This window comes from Kribbella italica (genome assembly GCF_014205135.1).
Taxonomy (GTDB): Bacteria; Actinomycetota; Actinomycetes; order Propionibacteriales; family Kribbellaceae; genus Kribbella; species Kribbella italica.
Map to the genome: position 1 here is coordinate 3,827,413 of NZ_JACHMY010000001.1, position 15,349 is coordinate 3,842,761.

11 protein-coding genes are annotated in these 15,349 nt (G+C 70.4%); 2 read left to right on the forward strand and 9 right to left on the reverse strand.

Going from position 1 to position 15,349, the window contains the following annotated elements:
* Positions 1-97: 97 nt before the first annotated feature.
* On the forward strand, positions 98-2,974 hold the full coding sequence (locus HDA39_RS17675) for a BTAD domain-containing putative transcriptional regulator (protein WP_184796351.1): 2,877 nt from the start codon (positions 98-100) through the stop codon (positions 2,972-2,974).
* A gap of 46 nt (positions 2,975-3,020) precedes the next feature.
* Positions 3,021-3,971 (forward strand): hypothetical protein, encoded by a 951-nt coding sequence (locus HDA39_RS17680; RefSeq protein ID WP_184796353.1) that lies wholly within the window; start codon positions 3,021-3,023, stop codon positions 3,969-3,971.
* Here the strand turns inward: HDA39_RS17680 and prmC are convergent, their stop codons facing one another.
* The 9 genes from prmC to argS form a co-directional block, all read right to left on the reverse strand.
* Positions 3,972-4,805 carry a peptide chain release factor N(5)-glutamine methyltransferase gene (prmC, locus tag HDA39_RS17685; RefSeq protein WP_184796355.1) on the reverse strand — a complete coding sequence of 278 codons (834 nt, stop codon included), beginning with the start codon at positions 4,803-4,805 and terminating at the stop codon, positions 3,972-3,974.
* Positions 4,802-5,881: a peptide chain release factor 1 gene (gene prfA, locus HDA39_RS17690; RefSeq protein ID WP_184796357.1), complete on the reverse strand. Its 1,080-nt coding sequence runs from the start codon at positions 5,879-5,881 to the stop codon at positions 4,802-4,804. Before prfA ends, prmC begins: the two co-directional genes overlap by 4 nt.
* 133 nt (positions 5,882-6,014) lie before the next feature.
* Positions 6,015-6,221, reverse strand: a complete 207-nt coding sequence (gene rpmE / locus HDA39_RS17695) for a 50S ribosomal protein L31 (protein WP_184796359.1) — start codon at positions 6,219-6,221, stop codon at positions 6,015-6,017.
* A 133-nt stretch (positions 6,222-6,354) separates the two neighbouring features.
* Complete coding sequence (rho, locus tag HDA39_RS17700) at positions 6,355-8,625, reverse strand: transcription termination factor Rho (RefSeq protein WP_184796361.1); 2,271 nt, start codon at positions 8,623-8,625, stop codon at positions 6,355-6,357.
* Positions 8,626-8,949: 324 nt separating this feature from the next.
* The gene (gene thrB / locus HDA39_RS17705) at positions 8,950-9,858 is read right to left on the reverse strand and encodes a homoserine kinase (RefSeq protein WP_337925780.1); all 909 of its coding nucleotides are present in this window, start codon (positions 9,856-9,858) and stop codon (positions 8,950-8,952) included.
* A 22-nt stretch (positions 9,859-9,880) separates the two neighbouring features.
* A complete protein-coding gene (thrC, locus tag HDA39_RS17710; protein WP_184796365.1) occupies positions 9,881-10,945 on the reverse strand; it encodes a threonine synthase in 1,065 nt (354 codons plus the stop codon).
* A gap of 5 nt (positions 10,946-10,950) precedes the next feature.
* The gene (locus HDA39_RS17715) at positions 10,951-12,249 is read right to left on the reverse strand and encodes a homoserine dehydrogenase (protein ID WP_184796367.1); all 1,299 of its coding nucleotides are present in this window, start codon (positions 12,247-12,249) and stop codon (positions 10,951-10,953) included.
* Entirely contained in the window at positions 12,246-13,649 is a 1,404-nt protein-coding gene (gene lysA, locus HDA39_RS17720) for a diaminopimelate decarboxylase (protein ID WP_184796369.1), read from the reverse strand. The genes HDA39_RS17715 and lysA overlap by 4 nt, the downstream gene beginning before the upstream one ends.
* Positions 13,646-15,304: an arginine--tRNA ligase gene (gene argS / locus HDA39_RS17725; protein ID WP_184796371.1), complete on the reverse strand. Its 1,659-nt coding sequence runs from the start codon at positions 15,302-15,304 to the stop codon at positions 13,646-13,648. The genes lysA and argS overlap by 4 nt, the downstream gene beginning before the upstream one ends.
* Positions 15,305-15,349 lie beyond the last annotated feature (45 nt).

Here is a 15,349-nt window from a genome sequence, read left to right on the forward strand (position 1 = left end):
GGGCTCCTCATGGGCGGTCACGGATTGGAACACAACGATCACAACGTGCGCTCGCGTCATCCTGCGCGATGACCGGTCCATGGGCGAGACTTCGAGCGTGACGGAATCCCTCCGGCTGGACCTGCTCGGTCCCCTTCGTGCCTGGTCGGGCCCGGAGGCACTCGAGCTCGGGCCGATCCGCCAGCAGTCCCTGCTGGCCGTTCTGGCTCTGCGGGCCAACCAGGTGATCAGTCCGGACGACCTGGTCGAGCTGGTCTGGAGCGAGGCTCCCCCGGCGACCGGCGCCAAGATCGTTCCGCCGTACGTGTACCGCCTGCGCAAGCTGCTGCCAGAAGGGGTGGTGGTGCACTCCCGCGACGGCTACCGCCTGCAGCTCGCGCCGGACGCGCTCGACCTCGACCGGTTCGAGAGCCTCGTGTCGGCCGGTCGGACCGCACGCGCTGAGGGCGACCTCGACGCTGCCGCGGCTGAGCTCAGTGCCGCCCTGGCGCTCTTTCACGGCGAGCCCCTGAAGGGCCTGGCCGGGCACTACCTGGCGGTGCAACGGCATCGGCTCACGGAACGCCGTCTGAAGGTCCTGTCGGAGCGCATCGATCTGGACCTGGAGCGCGGCCGGTACGGCGATCTCGTCCCGGAACTGGTTGCCCTGGTGGAGGAGGACCGGCTGCGAGAGCAGTTCGCGGGTCAGCTGATGCTCGCGTACTGGCGGAGCGGCCGAGTCTCCGAGGCGTTGGACACCTACGGCCGTGCCCGTGCGGAACTGGTCGAGCAACTCGGTGTGGAGCCCGGTCCGGGACTGCGGGCGATCCACCAGAAGATCCTGCGGAACGAGGGATCCGGGGTCCCCGGACCGGTCGTCCGGGACGAGCTTCCGTACGACGGGGCGAACTTCGTCGGCCGCGACCGGGAGCTGACCGAGGTGGTCGCCGCACTGACTTCGGACGCTCACGCGGAGCGGATGCCGGTGGTGGCGATCGACGGGATGGCCGGGGTCGGCAAGACCGCCCTCGCGATCCGCGCGGCGCGGCGCGTCGCCGAGGCCTATCCGGAGGGTCGCCTGTTCATCGACCTGCACGGCTACACCCCCGACCGCAGTCCGATGTCCTCCGCCCAGGTCCTCGACCGCCTGCTCCGTACCCTGGCCGTCGCCGCCGACCGCATCCCCGCGGAGTTGGAGGAGCGAGCCGCGCTCTGGCGCTCGGAGCTCGCTGGACACCGCGTCCTCGTCGTCCTCGACAACGCCCCGGACAGTGCCGTGGTCAAGCCGCTGCTGGTCGGCAGTCCGACCTGCGCGGTCCTGGTGACCAGCCGGCGCCAGCTGACCGACCTGGAGGCAACGACGCGCCTGGCGCTCGACGTGCTGACTCCGGACGACGCGACCGCGCTGCTGACCGAGATGGTCGGGTCGACGCGGGCTGACGACGAGGCCGCCGCGGCGGCAGTGGTCGAGTACTGCGGCTACCTGCCGCTGGCGATCCGCGTGGCTGGATCGCGTCTGCGGCATCGTCCGAGCTGGACGGTCGAGCATCTGGGCAGGCGACTCGGCGCACAGGATCGAAGGCTGGCCGAACTGAGCACGGACGGCGGCGGGGTCTCCCCCGCCTTCGCACTGTCCTACGGGCAGCTCCCGGCCGACCAGCAGCGGCTGTTCAGGCTCCTTGGCTTGATGACCGGCCATGACATCGACGTGTACGCCGCAGCCGCAGTGGCCGGGGCAGAGCCGGACGGGACGGAGGTGCTGCTGGAAAGCCTCGTTGACGCCAACCTGCTGCTGGAGCCCAGCCCGGGGCGGTACCAGTTCCACGATCTGCTCCAGTACTACGCCCGATCGCTGGGCGAGACGGAGGTCGACGTCGCCCGCCGGCTGGCGACGTACTACCTGTACGCCGCCGCTGACGCGAGCGAGGCCATCTTCAGCTCACGCCTCAACCCCCTGCCTCCCCCTCCTCCGATCAAGCTGCCGCCGTTCGACGGCCCGGCCGACGGCCTCGCGTGGGGCGACGCCGAAGGCGGCAATGTGCTCGCCACCCTGCACAAGACCGAAGCGCTGGGCCTGGACGAGCTCACCTGGCGGTTGAGCCTCACCATCAGCCCGTACTACTACCAGCGCAGCCGCCTTGACGAGATGGACGAGGCGCTGGAGCTGGGCCTGGTTGCTGCCCGCCGCGACGCCACTGACAGCGAGGCGGAGTCGCGGATCCTGCTGTCGATCGGCAACCTCGGCCGCTACCGCCAAGGAGCCAAGCAGAGCCTCCAGACCCTCCAGGAGTCCCGACGGCTGCTGCCCGAGGCCGCAGACCCCGTGCTGCGTGGCCGACTGCTCGCCTCGATCGGCTACAGCATGGTCAAGCTCGACCCTACCGACGAAGCACTGGCGGTGCTGGCAGAAGCCCTGGAGGTCTCCCGCCGAGCCGGTGACGCCAGCTTGTCGTCGCGAGTCCTCGCCTACATCGGTGTGGCGTGCGGCGACCGCTTGGAGTGGGAGGAGTCGTTGCAGGCCTACGAGGACGGCCTGCGCTTCGCCAGGAAGGTCAACGACGTGGCGATCCAAATAGATCTGCTGAACGGCATCGGCGAGTGCCTGCTCGAGCTGGGCCGGGTCGACGAAGCCCTGGAGCCACTCGAGACCGCCCACGCGCTGGGTGTCGAACGCGGCGCCGACTACAGCCTCATCTACTCCTTGGCCTTCCTCAGTACGGCGTACTCGCGGCAAGGCGACTGGGACGAGGCACTGTCGGTCGCCCGGGAGTCCGTCCGGTTGGCCATGGCCAGCGGCTCCGCGCTGTCCGAGCTGAACGCCCGGCTCCGGCTCGCGCGGACCCTGCTGGGTGTCGGCGATGCCGGTCACGCCCGGCCCCATTTTGCCCGCACGCTGGAGCTGGCGACCGAGGAGTGTCAGGAGGTCGCGATCTCCGCCGCGGCGGCCGGGCTCGCGGACTGCGACGCAGCCGAGGCGACAGCGCGCGAGATGTGACACGCCGGGGCCTTGTTCTGTCGGTTCCGCGTGGTTCCCTTGACCGGTGCGCAAGCTACCCGTCCTGAGCGCGACGGCAGTGTTGCTCGGCCTCCTCACCGGCTGCAGCGACGACCCTGCCGACGCTGGTCCGACGCCGGTCAAACCTCCGGCGACCACCCAGAGTTCCGCACCGACGACTCCGACCCCCGCTCCACCGGCCGAGGGCGACCTGCCCCGCGGCGGCCGGACGATCTTCCCGCAGCACCAGCTCGTCGGGTACGTCGGTCTGCCCGGCTCCCCCGCGCTGGGTCCGCTCGACAAGAACATCGACGCCAAGGCCGCCCAGCTGGAGAAGCTCGCGACGTCGTACGCCGGTGGCCGCACGCCGCTGCCGGTGATGGAGCTGATCGTCGTGATCGCCAACGACCACCCGGGCAAGGACGGCCAGTACCGCGCCCGGCTCAGCGACGAGAAGATCCAGCCCTACCTGGACACCGCGCGCAAGCACAAGATGCTGCTCCTGCTCGACGTCCAGCCCGGCCGCGCCGACAGCCTGAGCGAGATCAAGCGGCTGGAGAAGTGGCTGAAGGAGCCTGACGTCGGCGTGGCCTTCGACCCCGAGTGGGCGGTCGGCCCCGGTCAGGTCCCCGGCCGCGTCTTCGGCCGGACGACCGGCGCGGAGCTGACCGCGATCGCGTCGTACTTGTCGGGTCTGGTCAAGGCCAACAACCTGCCCGAGAAGGTGTTCGTCTTCCATCAGCTGTCGTCGCGCATCCTCAGCAACGAGAAGGCCTTCAAGCAGCAGCCGGGCGTCGTCACGATCAAGTCCGTCGACGGCATCGGCAACCGCGCCGACAAGGAGTCCACCTGGCGCAAGCTGACGCCGACGATGGCGCCTGGGGTGCACGCGGGCTTCAAGCTCTTCTACAAGGAGGACGCCCGCCACGGCCCGTTGATGACACCGGCCCAGGTGATGGCGTTGAAACCCCGGCCGGAGTTCGTCGTGTACGAGTGATCAGACCCGGCGGCCGGTCGCGAAGCGGTGGCGGCCGGCCAGGTCGAGCTGGTCGCGGACCTCGGTGAACTGGCCGGTGGCGGCGAAGACGGCCGGGGCGGACTCGCCCTGGACGTCGGCGTGCTCGCAGCCGAACCAGCCGCCGGGCTTGAGCAGGCGAGCCGCGGTGGCCGCGACGACCTTGATCTCGTCCAGTCCGTCGTCGCCGGACCACAGCGCGAGCGCCGGATCGTGGTCGCGGACCTCGGCCGTGACGGATTCCCACGCGGTCAGCGGGATGTACGGCGGGTTGGCGATCACCGCGTCGACCTGGCCGTCGAGCTCGGGCAGGCAGCCGTCGATGTCGCCCTCGTGCAGGGTCGCGCCCGTGCCGGCGAGGTTGCGGCGGGCCCAGACGCAGGCCTCCGCGGACAGCTCGACCGCGTGCACGGTGCTGTCCGGGCGCTCGGTCGCGACCGCTCCGGCGATGGCGCCCGAGCCGCTGCACAGGTCGACGACCAGCGGCGCCTCGACGTCCTTGAGGCGGTCGAGCATCCAGCCGACCAGGACCTCGGTCTCCGGGCGCGGGACGAAGACACCGGGGCCGACGACCAGCTCGCGGTAGCGGAAGGCCGCCGTACCGGTCAGGTGCTGGAGGGGCTCACGCTGGGCGCGGCGGTCCACCAGTACGTCGTACTGCTTGAGCTGGTCGTCGCTGATGTCAGCCAGGCCGAGCTGGAGGCGCGTCGTGCCGGCCACGAAGGCGAGCAGCTCGGCGGCGTCGTACTCGGGTGAGGCGACACCGGCCTCCGCGAGCCGCTCGGTGGCGGCGGCGATCAGCTGGCGAGCGTTCACTGGTGGGTCTCGACGGCGTCCAGCCGGGCAGCCATGTCGGCGTCGGTGAGCGCCTGGATCACCGGAGCCAGCTCGCCGCCGAGGACCGCGTCGAGGTTGTGCGCCTTGTAGCCGACGCGGTGGTCGGAGAAGCGGTTCTCCGGGAAGTTGTAGGTGCGGACGCGCTCGGAGCGGTCGACCGTGCGGATCTGCAGGCGCCGCGCGTCCGAGGCCTCCTGGTCGGCTGCCTCCTGGGCCGCCGCGAGCAGCCGGGACCGGAGTACGCGCATCGCCTGCTCGCGGTTCTGCAGCTGGGACTTCTCGTTCTGCATCGAGACGACGATGCCGGTCGGCAGATGGGTGATCCGCACCGCCGAGTCGGTCGTGTTGACGCTCTGCCCACCCGGACCGGACGAGCGGAACACGTCGATCCGCAGGTCGTTCTGGTCGATCTCGACGTCGACGTCCTCGGCCTCGGGCAGCACCAGGACCCCGGCCGCGCTGGTGTGGATGCGGCCCTGCGACTCGGTCACCGGCACCCGCTGGACCCGGTGCACGCCGCCCTCGAACTTCAGCTTCGCGTACGGCGCGTCGCCCGGCTCGGGCGTGCCCTTGGCCTTCACCGCGACGGTGATCGACTTGTACCCGCCCAGATCGGACTCGGCCGAGTCGAGCACCTCGGTCTTCCAGTGCTGCGACTCGGCGTACTTGAGGTACATCTTCAGCAGGTCGCCGGCGAACAGCGCCGACTCGTCGCCGCCCTCACCGGCCTTGATCTCGAGGATCGCGTCCTTGTCGTCGCTCGGGTCACGCGGGACGAGCAGCATCCGCAGCTTCTCGGTCAGCTCCTCGCGGCGGGCCTCCAGCTTGACGGCCTCCTCGGCGAACGCCGGGTCCTCGTCGGCCAGCTCCTTGGCGGCCTCGATGTCGTCGGCGGTCTGCAGCCACTCGTCGTACGCGCGCACGACCGGCGCGAGCCCGGCGTACCGCTTGCCGACCCGGCGGGCGTTGGCCTGGTCGGAGTGCAGCTCGGGGTCCGACATCTGCCGCTCGAGCTCGGCGTACTCCGCCTTGAGCGATTGCACCGCTTCGAACATTCCACACTCCTCTCAGATCCGCCCCACCAGGGGGTGCGGGTGGCGAAGCCCCCGCTTGCGGCGAAGCCGCACAACACGCGAAAGCGAGGTGGCCTGCGCTTTCCGCAGGCACACCTCGCCGAGAGCTTTCGCTCTACTTCTTCGCGTACCGCTTCTCGAAGCGGGCGACCCGGCCGCCGGTGTCGAGGATCTTCTGCTTGCCCGTGTAGAACGGGTGGCACTGCGAGCAGACGTCGGCGTGGATCGAGCCCGACTCGGACGTCGAGCGCGTCTCGAAGCTCGCGCCGCAGGTGCAGGTCACCTTGGTGTCGACGTACGTCGGGTGGATGTCGCTCTTCATGGATCTCCTAGGTCTCAGGTGCTCCGGGTCGCCCGCACGGTGCTGACGTGAACCGGAACCAACAGACAAGTCTGCCAGGTACACGGCGAACCGACCAAACCGGGTCAGCGGTCTGGTCGGTTCGGGGGTGCTGCTAGTTGCCGTCGTCGGTGCTGCGGCCGTTGCCACCGGTGCTCGGGGTGGTCTTGTTGACCTGGAGCAGGAACTCGATGTTCGACTTGCTCTCCTTGAGCTTGCCGATCAGCAGCTCCAGCGCGGCCTGGCCGTCGAGCGCGGACAGCACCCGGCGCAGCTTCCAGACCACCTGGGTCTCGTCCTTGCTCATCAGCAGCTCCTCGCGGCGGGTGCCGGAGGCGACGACGTCGATGGCGGGGAAGATCCGGCGGTCGGCGAACTCGCGGCGCAGCCGCAGCTCCATGTTGCCGGTGCCCTTGAACTCCTCGAAGATGACCTCGTCCATCTTGGAGCCGGTCTCGATCAGGGCCGTGGCCAGGATCGTCAGCGAACCGCCGTCCTCGATGTTGCGGGCCGCGCCGAAGAACCGCTTCGGCGGGTACAGCGCCGAGGAGTCGACACCACCGGACAGGATCCGGCCGCTGGCCGGGGCCGCGATGTTGTACGCCCGGCCCAGGCGGGTGATCGAGTCGAGCAGGACGACCACGTCGTGGCCGAGCTCGACCAGGCGCTTGGCCCGCTCGATCGCCAGCTCCGCGACCGTGGTGTGGTCGTCAGCCGGCCGGTCGAAGGTCGAGGCGATGACCTCACCCTTGACCGTGCGCTGCATGTCGGTGACCTCTTCGGGCCGCTCGTCGACAAGCACGACCATCAGGTGCACTTCGGGGTTGTTCGTGGTGATCGCGTTGGCCAGCGCCTGCAGGACCATCGTCTTGCCGGCCTTCGGCGGCGACACGATCAGCCCGCGCTGGCCCTTGCCGATCGGGCTGACGATGTCGACGATCCGGGTGGTGAGAATGCCCGGTTCGGTCTCCAGCCGCAGCCGCTCGGTCGCGTACAGCGGGGTCAGCTTGTTGAAGTCCTGGCGCTGCTTGGCGATCTCCGGGTCCGACCCGTTCACGGTGTCGATCCGGACCAGCGGGTTGAACTTCTCCTTGCGCTCACCGTCGGACGGCTGCTTCACCGCGCCGGTGATCGCGTCGCCCTTGCGCAGGCCGTAGCGCTTGACCATCGACAGCGCGACGTACACGTCGTTCGGGCCGGGCAGGTAGCCGCTGGTCCGGACGAACGCGTAGTTGTCGAGTACGTCGAGGATGCCGGCGGCGGGGACCAGTACGTCGTCCTCGCTGATCGTCGGCTCCGCCTCGAAGCGCTCACCGCGGCCGCGGTTGCGGGTGTTGGTGTCGCGTCCACCGGTCTCGCGGCCGTCGCGGTTGCGGTCCCGGTCGCGACCCCGGCGGCGACGACGGCGGCCGTCGCCGTCCTGGTCGTCGGCGCCACGGTTGTCGTTGCGGCTGTCGTTCCGGGTGTCCGTGCGGCCGTCGGTGCGGGTGTCACCGCGACCGTCGGTGCGGGTGTCCGTGCGACCGTCGGTGCGGCTGTCGCCCCGGCCGTCGGTGCGACCGTCGGCGCGGTTCTCCGACCGGCCATCGGTGCGGGTGTCGCCCCGGCCGTCGCTGCGTCCGTCGCTGCGTCCGTCCGTCCGGCCCTCGGTGCGGCCGTCGGTGCGGTTGCGCTGGTCGCGGCCACCGTCACGGTTCTGCTGACCGTCGCGGGCCTGCTGGCCGTCGCGGTTCTGGTTGTCGCGGTTGCGGGTGCGCTCGCGGCCACCGTCGCGGGTGCGGTCCTCGGACCGGCCCTCGCGCTCGTCGGTGGCCGGCGCGGTCGCGGTGCCGTTCTGCGCGGCGCGGTCGGTGACCTGCGGCGCGCTCTCGGTGACCGGCGCCTGGACGCTGCTCTGGGCCGCGCCGCTCTTGGCGTCCGCGCCCTGGCCGGCGCTCTTGGCGTCGCCGGCCTTGGAGTCGGCCTTGGCGTCCGCGGCCTTGGCGTCGGCGGTCACGCTCGGGGCGGCGGCCCCGTTCTGCTCGGCGGCCGTCTCGGCCGCGGCGGCGCGGGCCCGGCGACTGCCGCCCTCGCGCACCGGAGCCTCGGCCGGCGCGCTCTTGGCACGCGTCACCGACGGCTCCGCGACCGCTTCGTCCAGGGTCGGCTGGCTCGACCGGGCGCGGGTGGCGCCGCCGGTCGAACTACCGCCCTGAGCGGCCTTGATCGCCTCGATCAGCTGGCCCTTGCGCAGCGCGCCGGTGCCCTTGATGCCGAGCGTCCCGGCGAGCTGCTTGAGCTCGGGGAGCAGCATGCCTTCGAGGCCGCCTCCGGTCTTGCGGCGCCGCGTGCTCGCGCTCGCTTCGGGCGCGGTAGCGCCGTTGGAGGCTTCAACAGTTTCTGTCACGTGAGGTCCTTCCCACACGGATGGACGATGTCCTGACCGGCTCATCGCCCGGAATCAGCTCCCACGGCCGGCGGACGGCATCGTGGGTACAAGAGGTTTCTCGCTGGATCCGGTCCCCCGAAATTCTCCGGCGCAGGCGGCGCAGGTCATTTGCTGGGAGATCGCCACGGACACCTGGGTGCCGGGAACACAGCCCGGAAGCGGCGAGAGTCACCGATCACCTGGAGGGGATCGGGTGAGTCGAGACTAGCACCACACGGGGTCCTTCTGCTGCCTCGTGGGGTACAACGCGTGTCCGGTTCTGATCATTCCGCCCTGGGCGAACTAGAGCGTCTCGTCGTCGGACCGGGCACTGGTGGTTTCGGTGCTCACCGACCCGGACCAGACCTGTACGCCGGCTGGATCGATCGCCAGGTCGAGCCGCGTCCAGCCGTCCGGCGCGGCCGGCAACGCCGCGATCTCCTTGCCCGAAAGGGCATCCAGCACCAAAACGGTAGGTCCCGCTCCGCTGACGACGGCCGCCAGCCCACTCCCCCGGAGCTTGTGCACGAGCGCGAGGGTTTCCGGCATCACCGGTTCGCGGTACTCCTGGTGCAGCCGATCCTCGGTCGCCGTCAGCAGCAGTCCCGGCCGCGACGTGATCGCCGTCACCAGCAGCGCGGCCCGCCCGGCGTTCGCGGCCGCATCCGCGTGCGGTACGACGTCCGGCAGCAGCCCGCGGGCTTGCTTCGTCAGCACCTTGACCTCGGGCACGTAGACCGTCGCGCGCAACCCCGCGACCGGATCGTTCCGCACCGCCCGCCCAACCCCACCGTCGACCCAAGCCGTCGTAAACCCACCCAACGCAGCCGCCGCCACGTTGTCCGGATGCCCTTCGAGCTCGTTGGCCAGCGCGACGACGTGCTCGCGATCGAGCTCCATCGCCGCCAGCCCGTACGCCGCCGCGATCCCCCCGACGATCGCCGCCGACGAGGATCCCAGTCCGCGCCCGTGAGGAACCCGGTTCTCGCACCTCAGCACGAACCCCGGCACAGAAACCCCAAGAGCCTCCAGCCCAGCCCGAAGCGCCCGCACCACCAGATGCGACTCGTCGAGAGCAACCTCGCCGGCCCCAGCACCGGTCACCTCAACAGAGATGGACGGCGCCGGGGTGACGGTCAGTTCGTCGTACAGGCCGAGTGCCAGACCGAAAGCGTCGAACCCAGGTCCAAGGTTGGCACTGGTGGCCGGCACCCGAACCCGTACGGATTCCAACTCAGACCAGTCCGGCGACTCGGGCGACCGCGTCGGTGTCGGCGGGGGTCACTACCGCCTCTGCGGGCGGGGCAGACGACAACGCCGTGTCGATGTCCTTCAGGCCGTGGCCGGTGACGGTGATGACGATCGTCTGGCCGCCGTCGACTCGGCCTGCCGCCTTCAACTTCAACAGGCCGGCGACTCCGGCGGCGGACGCGGGCTCGACGAAAACGCCTTCGCGGGCGGCGAGTTCGCGTTGGGCGGCGAGGATCTGGTCGTCGGTGACGGCCTCGATCAGGCCGCCGGACTCGTCGCGCGCGGACTCGGCCAGCGTCCAGGACGCCGGGTTGCCGACGCGGATCGCGGTCGCCAGGGTGTCCGGCTTCTCGACGATCGCGCCGTTCACGATCGGCGCGGCGCCCTCGGCCTGGAAGCCCCACATTCGCGGCCGCCGCGACGCCAGCTTGTCCTTGGCGTACTCGCCGTACCCCTTCCAGTACGCCGCGATGTTGCCCGCGTTGCCGACCGGCAGCACGTGCAGGTCCGGCGCGTCACCCAGCGCGTCGACCACCTCGAACGCGGCGGTCTTCTGACCCTCCAACCGCACCGGGTTCACCGAGTTCACCAGGGCGACCGGGTAGTGCTTGCCCAGCTCGCGCACGATCCGCAGGCAGTCGTCGAACCCGCCGTCGACCTGCACCAGCTGCGCGCCGTGCACGATCGCCTGCGCCAGCTTGCCCTGCGCGATCCGGCCGGCCGGGATCAGCACCAGCGGGATCAGCCCGGCCCGCACCGCGTACGCCGCGGCCGAGGCCGAGGTGTTCCCGGTCGAGGCGCAGACGACGGCCTTGTCGCCGGCCTGCGCGGCCAGCGAGATCGCGACCGTCATGCCGCGGTCCTTGAACGAGCCGGTCGGGTTGTTGCCCTCGACCTTGAGCCAGACCTCACAGTTGGTCTGCTCGGACAGCCACTGCGCGGCCACCAGCGGCGTACCGCCTTCGCCGAGCGTGACCACCGGGGTGTCCGTCGAGACCGGAAGCCGGTCGCGGTACTCCTCGATCACGCCACGCCACTGATGAGCCATCCGAATCAATCCCCTTCGACCCGCATCACACTGCTGACTTCACGCACGATGTCCATGTCGCGCAGGGTCTCCACGGTGGCCGACAGCGCGGCGTCGGTGGCGGTGTGGGTGACCACGACCAGCTGCGCGTCACCGCCCCGGCCCTCCTGGCGGACGGTCTGGATCGACACGTCGTGCTCGGAGAACGCGTGGGCCACCGCCGCCAGCACACCGGCCTTGTCGGCCACGTCCAGCGACACGTGGTAGCGGGTCATCGCGTCGCCCATCGGCCGCACGGCTCGCTGGGTGTACGACGACTCGCCGACCCCCGGCACTCCCTTGAGCCGGTTGCGCGCGGCGGACACCAGGTCCCCGAGGACAGCACTGGCCGTCGGGGCGCCGCCGGCACCACGACCATAGAACATCAGCTGCCCGGCCGCCTTGGATTCCACGAACACGGCGTTGTAGGCGTCCCGGACCGAGGCCAGCGGGTGGTTCAGCGGGATCATCGCCGGGTAGACCCGGGCGCTGACCGAGTCGGTCGCCTCGTCCAGCTCGCAGATCGCCAGCGACTTCACCACGCAGCCCATCTCGCGGGCCGAGGCGATGTCGGTCGCGGACACCTCGGTGATGCCCTCGCGGTGCACGTCGGCGATCGAGACCCGGGTGTGGAAGGCCAGGCTGGCCAGCAGTGCGGCCTTCGCGGCCGCGTCGAAGCCCTCGATGTCGGCGGTCGGGTCGGCCTCGGCGTACCCGAGCGCCTGCGCCTCGGCCAGCGCCTCGTCGAACCCGGCGCCGGTGGAGTCCATCTTGTCGAGGATGTAGTTGGTCGTGCCGTTGACGATGCCCATCACCCGGGTCACGTCGTCACCGGCGAGCGACTCGCGCAGCGGCCGCAGGATCGGGATCGCGCCGGCCACGGCGGCCTCGAAGTACAGGTCGCGCTCGTACTTCTCGGCGGCGGCGAACAGCGTCGGACCGTCCTCGGCCAGGAGCGCCTTGTTCGCCGTGACGACCGAGGCGCCGTGCTCGAGCGCGGTCAGGATCAGCCCGCGAGCCGGTTCGAGCCCGCCGATCACCTCGATCACCAGGTCGAGGTCACCGCGGCTGACCAGCGCCTGGGCGTCCGTGGTGATCAGCGACGGGTCGACCGCGATGTCCCGCTCACGCCCACCCCGCCGTACGGCGATGCCCGCGATCTCCAGCGGGGCGCCGACCCGCGCGGCCAGGTCGTCGGCGCGCGTCGTCAGGATGCGAACGACCTCGGTGCCGACGACGCCGCAGCCCAGCAGCGCGACCTTCAGCGGTTTACCGGTCTGGCTCATTCGGCCCCCATGTCCAGAAGCAGCAGGTCGTCCTCGGTCTCACGCCGGACGACGACACGGGTCTGCCCGTCCTTGACCGCGATCACCGGTGGCCGCGGAACGTGGTTGTAGTTGCTCGCCATCGAGCGGCAGTACGCGCCCGTCCCCGGTACGGCGACCAGGTCGCCGGGGCCGACGTCGGAGGGCAGGAACTCGTCCTTCACCACGATGTCGCCGGACTCGCAGTGCTTGCCGACCACGCGCGCCAGCGTCGGCGTGGCGCCGGAGTACCGGTTGACCAGGGTGCAGGAGTAGTCCGCGTCGTACAGCGCGGTGCGGATGTTGTCGCTCATGCCGCCGTCCACCGACACGTACGTGCGGGAGGCGCCGGCGTCCAGCGTGACCTCCTTGACCGTGCCGACCGAGTAGACCGTGCAGACCGCCGGGCCGACGATCGCGCGCCCGGGCTCGATCGAGACCCGCGGCACCTCGACCTCGTACGCCCGGCACTCGTGCTCGACGATCTTGGTCATCTCGGTCGCCAGCTGCGCGGGGTCGGCCGGGTCGTCCTGCGTGGTGTAGGCGATGCCGAAGCCGCCGCCCAGGTCGAGCTCGGGCATGTCCACGCCGAGCTCGTCGGAAACCCTTGCGTGCAAGGCGATCAGCCGCTTGGCGGCCAGCTCGAACCCGGCCGTGTCGAAGATCTGTGATCCGATGTGCGAGTGCAGGCCGAGCAGCTTCAGCTCGGCGGCTTCGTTGACCTTGGCAACGGCTTCGAAGGCCGCGCCGGAGGTGATCGAGAAGCCGAACTTCTGGTCCTCGTGCGCAGTCGCGATGTACTCGTGGGTGTGCGCCTCGACGCCGGCGGTGACCCGGACCATCACCGGCGCGACCAGGCCGCGCTCGGCGGCCAGCTCGATCAGCCGGTCGATCTCGTACAGCGAGTCGACGATGATCCGGCCGACGCCGGCCTCCAGCGCGCGGGTCAGCTCGGGCACGGACTTGTTGTTGCCGTGGAAGCCGAGCCGCTGCGGGTCGGCGCCGGCGCGCAGCGCGACCGCGAGCTCACCGCCGCTGCAGATGTCGAGGTTGAGCCCTTCCTCCATCACCCAGCGGACGACCGTCGTACAGAGGAAGGCCTTGCCGGCGTAGTAGACGTCCATGTCCTTGAACGCGCTCTTGAAGGCGCGCGCCCGGCTGCGGAAGTCCTCCTCGTCCAGCACGTACGCCGGGCTACCGTGCTCGGCCACCAGGTCGCGGAGGTCGACACCGCCGACGACCAGCGACCCTTCGGCGGTCTTCTTCGCCGTGCCGGACCACAGGGCCGGGACCAGGTCGTTGACGTCGCGGGGCGCCCGCAGCCAGGGCGGTGCCTTGTGCCCGATGTCGGCGTGCAGCGTGCCCGCCTCGTGCGCCCTCACATCCGCTCCGGAGCGGAGACGCCGAGCAGGTCCAGACCGTTGGCGAGCACGGTCCTGGTCGCACCGACCAGGGTCAGGCGAGCCTTGTGCACCGGCTCCACCTCCTCGTCGCCGCGCGGAAGCACCCGGCAGCTGTCGTAGAACTTGTGGAAGGCGGACGCGGTGTCCTCCAGGTAGCGGGCGATCCGGTGCGGCTCGCGCAGCTCGGCCGCCGTCGCCACGATCCGCGGGAACTCGGCCAGCGCGCGCAGCAGGTCGCCCTCGCGCTCGTGGCTGAGCAGGCCCGGGTCGAACTCGTCCAGCTTGACGCCCAGGTCGTCGGCGTTGCGCAGGATCGAGGCCAGCCGGGCGTGCGCGTACTGCACGTAGTAGACCGGGTTCTCGCTGACCTGCCGGGTCATCTCCTCGATGTCCAGCGTCAGCGGCGAGTCGACCGGGTAGCGGCACAGCGTGTACCGCAGAGGGTCGACGCCGCCCTCCTCGACCAGCTCGGCCAGCGTGACGATGGTGCCGGCCCGCTTGGACAGCTTCATCTCCTCGCCGTTTTTGAGGATCTTCACCAGCTGGCCGATCAGGATCTCGATGTTGTGCTCCGGGTCGTCACCGGCACAGGCCGCGATCGCCTTCAGGCGGTTCACGTACCCGTGGTGGTCGGCGCCGAGCAGGTAGATCGCGACCTCGAAGCCGCGCTCGCGCTTGTTCACGTAGTACGCCGCGTCGGAGGCGAAGTACGTCGGCTCGCCGTTGGACCGGATCAGCACCCGGTCCTTGTCGTCGGTGAAGTCGGTCGTCCGCATCCACAGCGCGCCGTCGTCGTCGTACAGATGGCCCTGGGCGCGGAGCTTCTCGATCGCGTGGCCGACGCCGTCCTGCTCGTGCAGGCTGCGCTCGGAGTACCAGACGTCGAACTTGGTGCGGAAGTGTTCGAGCTGGTCCTGCTGCTCCTTGAGCTGCCGCTCGTACCCGGCCTCGCGGAAGGCGACGCTCTGCTCGGCGTCCGGGATCATCATGATCGAGGGGATCTCGTCGACGATCCGCTGCGCGAGCTCGACGATGTACTCCCCGTGGTAGCCGTCCTCGGGGATCGGCTGACCGTGCGCGGCCGCCTTCAGCGAGGCGCCGAACTTGTCCATCTGGGCGCCGCGGTCGTTGACGTAGAACTCGCGCGTGACCACCGCGCCGGCCTTGGTCAGCACCCGCGCCAGCGCGTCACCGACGGCGGCCCAGCGGGTGTGGCCGAGATGCAGCGGGCCGGTCGGGTTGGCGGAGATGAACTCGAGGTTGATCGCCTGGCCCTGGAGGCTGTCACTTCCGCCGTACGACGGCCCGGCGTCGAGGATCGACTGCGCGATCTTGCCCTGGGCATCGGCCGCGACCCGGAGGTTGATGAAGCCCGGGCCGGCGATCTCGACGGCGGTGATCGCCTCGTCGCTGCCGAGCCGGGCGGCGAGCAGCTCGGCGAAGGCACGCGGGTTCATCCCCGACCGCTTGCCCAGCTGCATCGCGACGTTGGTGGCGTAGTCCCCGTGCTCGGGGTTCTTGGGGCGCTCGACCTTCAGCTCGCGCGGCAACCCGCCGTCGACAGTGATGGTGCCGTCGTCGACGAGCGCGGTCAGGGCCTGCAGGATCTTCTTAGCGAGCTGTTCCGGAGTCACCCGCTCAGCCTAATGGCCCGCGTGCCGGCCTCCACCTTCGCCATC

Coding starts and splice junctions, on each gene's coding strand:
- prfA (WP_184796357.1), bottom strand. CDS start 5,881: ATGTTCGAAGCGGTGCAATCGCTCAAGGCGGAGTACGCCGAGCTCGAG.
- rpmE (WP_184796359.1), bottom strand. CDS start 6,221: ATGAAGAGCGACATCCACCCGACGTACGTCGACACCAAGGTGACCTGC.
- thrC (WP_184796365.1), bottom strand. CDS start 10,945: ATGGCTCATCAGTGGCGTGGCGTGATCGAGGAGTACCGCGACCGGCTT.
- HDA39_RS17715 (WP_184796367.1), bottom strand. CDS start 12,249: ATGAGCCAGACCGGTAAACCGCTGAAGGTCGCGCTGCTGGGCTGCGGC.